At 65.3% G+C, this 3,524-nt stretch carries 4 protein-coding genes; 2 read left to right on the top strand and 2 right to left on the bottom strand.

Annotated elements, in window-relative coordinates; all coding sequences use genetic code 11:
* Positions 1–974: DUF2889 domain-containing protein (locus tag WAW17_RS25215; protein WP_422335613.1), on the bottom strand; the 974-nt coding region annotated here is incomplete at its 3' end.
* Positions 975–1,143: 169 nt separating this feature from the next.
* Between WAW17_RS25215 and WAW17_RS25210 the strand changes: the two genes are divergently transcribed.
* Positions 1,144–2,658, top strand: a complete 1,515-nt coding sequence (locus WAW17_RS25210) for an acyl-CoA synthetase (protein WP_422335612.1) — start codon at positions 1,144–1,146, stop codon at positions 2,656–2,658.
* A gap of 43 nt (positions 2,659–2,701) precedes the next feature.
* On the top strand, positions 2,702–3,064 hold the full coding sequence (locus tag WAW17_RS25205) for an ArsR/SmtB family transcription factor (protein ID WP_422335611.1): 363 nt from the start codon (positions 2,702–2,704) through the stop codon (positions 3,062–3,064).
* Between the two features lie 114 nt (positions 3,065–3,178).
* Here the strand turns inward: WAW17_RS25205 and WAW17_RS25200 are convergent.
* A partial coding sequence (locus tag WAW17_RS25200) for a hypothetical protein (RefSeq protein WP_422335610.1) occupies positions 3,179–3,524 on the bottom strand: 346 nt, incomplete at its 5' end.

Raw genomic sequence — 3,524 nt, 5'->3', positions numbered from 1 at the left:
GGCACTTCGGCGAGCGCGCGCATGGCGTCGTTGAGGTGCGTGCATCCCTCCGTTTTCGAGAACTTCTCGAGGACGACGGAGCGAAGTTCCGGAAGTGGGGTGCCGAGGATCTTCCCGACGTTCAGGGACGCGAGGGGGCACTCGTCGTAGGGCAGAACGCGCGGGTCGGCGTCGATCGTGAGAAGTTCGCCCGTCGTGCGATCGGCGGTGGCCGTCAGCCGGTACTCGTGGACGGCGACCCGTCCGCCCGTGGGTCTCGTGGCACTGTCCTGGAACATCGAGTCGATCGTGACGGTGTCACCCACATGGACGTCGATGCGGCGAGCCCTGCGCATCGCGACCCCGGTGACTTCCGCGTACTCGTGCCATCCGAGCGGATCGTCGACCCGCGGCAGCGGCTCGACGGGCTGCACCTGATGGTTCCATTTCGACGAACCGTCCGGCATCAGGGCGCCGGAGCCGGGCTGGAATCCCGTGCAGATTCCTTCCATGCTGCGGACGGGACCTGCGTTCGCAGCCTTGATGAGGAGGTTGCGGTCCACCCACTGGGAGTAGGCGAAGCCGGCGATCAACGACGCGCCCGCGATATCGTCGAGCAGGAGATACAGCGGAGTGCCCGCCTCCGCTTCATCGGCCAGGACCTCGGCCAGAACCGACCGCGAACTGCCGCCCCCGCGTGCGCCGACCATCTTCTGCACATTCGGCCGACCGGGGAACGCCTCGATCTCCTCGATGGTGCGCGTCGTGGAATCGACGCCCGCTCGCATGGAGTCCTCACGCAGAACCACCGGGTCGCTGCCGTCTGCCGGGGTCAGGAGGTCGCGTGCGCGGCCGAGCAGGCGCAGCTGGGTTCCGGGACCTCCGGGCCATTGCATATCGATCGTCGACGTGCGACGAACCGAACCGGGTCGGCGCGGCGGCGTCGCTTCGGCCGGGCCGTGTGCTTTCAGGCCGAGGGGTATCTCTACGACCACGGGCGCCTCCTTATGGTTCACGCTTCGGTTTCGGCGCCGACACGAACCGCACCCGGCAACGAAGCTAACTCAGTCATATCTTAGGACTTCCAGGTCCCCGCACCCGGGTCGACCGCGAGCTCGCCGTACTGTATGCACTAGGTGATACTTCTGCGGACTGGAGTGGGACGTGAATCTGACGCAACTGGCTGCGCAGTACGGAGACAAGCCCGCGATCGTGATGGGGCAATCGGGCGATGCGCTCATCTATCGTGAGCTGGAGGAGCGATCCAATCAGATCGCGCACCTCTTCCGTGCCCGCGGCCTGGACACCGGTGACCACATCGCCATCCTCATGGAGAACCAGCTCGAGATGTTCCCCGTGGTGTGGGCGGCGCAGCGCGCCGGTCTGCTCTACACGCCCGTCAACTGGCACCTGAGTACCGACGAGGCGGCTTATATCGTCGCGAACTGCGGCGCGAAGATACTGATTCACTCGGCGTCCCTCATCGCCCTCGCAAACGCAGCGGAGGCGGCCTCGGACACGCTCTCGTCGCGCCTGGTCGTCGGCGAGAAATACGAGGGTGTCGAACGGGTCGAAGATGCCGTCGCGGGACTGCCCGTGGAACCGATCGAGGACGAAGTCGAAGGATATTACATGTTCTACTCGTCCGGGACCACCGGGCGACCCAAGGGAATCGTTCCCGAGCTGACGGGCGCACCCTTCGGTGCCGGTGTGGGCATCGATCAGTTGATGCGTAGCGCATTCGGTTTCGGCCCGGAGACGGTGTATCTGAGCCCCGGACCGCTCTATCACGCCGCCCCGCTGGGGTGGACGATCGGAACCGTCCGCAACGGCGGAACCGCAATCGTCATGGAGAAGTTCGACTCCCGGCAGTGCCTCGAACTGATCGAGCGATTCCACGTCACCCATGCACAGTTCGTGCCGACCATGTTCGTGCGAATGTTGAAACTCCCCGACGACGTCCGGCAGCGCTACGACGTGTCCAGCATCCGGTTGATCGTCCACGCGGCGGCGCCGTGCCCGGTCGAGGTGAAGCAGCGCATGATCGACTGGTTCGGTCCCACACTCGTCGAGTTCTACTCGGGCAGTGAGGGAACCGGGTTCTTCATGATCGACACCCCGCAGTGGCTCACCCATCGCGGGTCGGTCGGCAAGGCCGTGATCGGTGCGGTTCACATCTGTGACGACGACGGCCGGGAACTGCCGGTGGGCGAGGTGGGCACCGTGTGGTTCAGCGACATCAGACGGTTCGAGTACCTCGGAGATTCGGCCAAGACCGCCGAGGCGTTCAACGACAAGGGCTGGAACACGTTGGGCGACCTCGGTCATGTCGACGAGGAGGGTTACCTGTATCTGTCGGCGAGGCGGTCCGATCTCATCCTCTCGGGCGGGGTGAACATCTACCCGCAGGAGATCGAGGACGCCCTCGCGCTCCATCCATCGGTTCTCGACGTCGCCGCCATCGGTGTGACCGACGACGAGATGGGTCAGCGCGTGCACGCGGTGGTCGAGCCTGCCGCCGGCGCCCAGGCGGGACCCGAACTCGAGGCCGAGCTCATCGCCTACTGCCGGGACAAGCTCGCGCGGTTCAAGGCTCCCCGGTCGATTTCCTTCGAAGAGGTCCCGCGACTGCCCAGTGGCAAGATCCTGCGCCGGGCCCTGATGGACCGGAATCAGTGAATGAGCGCCGCATCGCGCTGAACCCGATTTGTAGACTGTGCTGGTGGCCGCAGCTTCCTCCCTGAACCCCGACGACGTGCAGCGTGCTGCGGCGGCCCTGCACACGCCGGACATCGACGGGTGGGTCAACCGGTTCGAACTGTTGTCCGACGGCAACCGCCTACGACTGCTGCTCTGCCTGCATCACGCACCGGACATCTGCGTCGGGGATCTGGCGGCTGCACTGGAGATGAGTGGGACGGCGGTGTCGCATGCCCTGCGCCTTCTGCGGAATCAGGGCTGGGTGTCGGCGACGCGCGACGGCCGGTCGATGCGGTACCGCCTCACGGACGACACGGTGCACCAACTACTCCACACGATCGGCGCCACGCATTACCACGAGCATCCGGATTACGGGCGCGGCTGAGTCCCAGCCGTGGCTTCGCTCGTATGTGCCGGATGGGCGACGCTGTAGAAGAGCGGATGGAAACACCCTGCAGCCCCGGCCCGAGTGAGGCCGGGGCTGCAGTGTGTTCTTCGCTCAGGGTGTGGCGAAGAACCGCTCTACCGCCGGTTGTGCATTCGGATTTCCCACTCCGATGCCGATGATGGCGCCGGCGACCGTACCGACGACCGTGCCGATGATGCAACCGGCGATGAAGTTCGGGAAGATCGACACACATCCGATGGCCATGCCGACGTTGGAACCGATTCCCATGCCGATCATTCCGCCGTTGTTCCAGCCGGTGTTGATCTCGTTGGTCATCGTGTCGAAGGCGTTCTGCTTGGGTGTGTTCTCCGGGAACAGTTGCTCAGCCGCTTGGCTGCCGCCGCTCCCGACCGGTGTCATCAACGGCTGGGACCAGTCGATCCCCTGCGGCCCTGGG

Origin of the sequence: Rhodococcus sp. (in: high G+C Gram-positive bacteria), assembly GCF_049286785.1 — a bacterium.
In the GTDB taxonomy this organism is placed as follows: domain Bacteria; phylum Actinomycetota; class Actinomycetes; order Mycobacteriales; family Mycobacteriaceae; genus Rhodococcus_F.
This window is presented reverse-complemented; position numbering and strand designations above follow the sequence as displayed.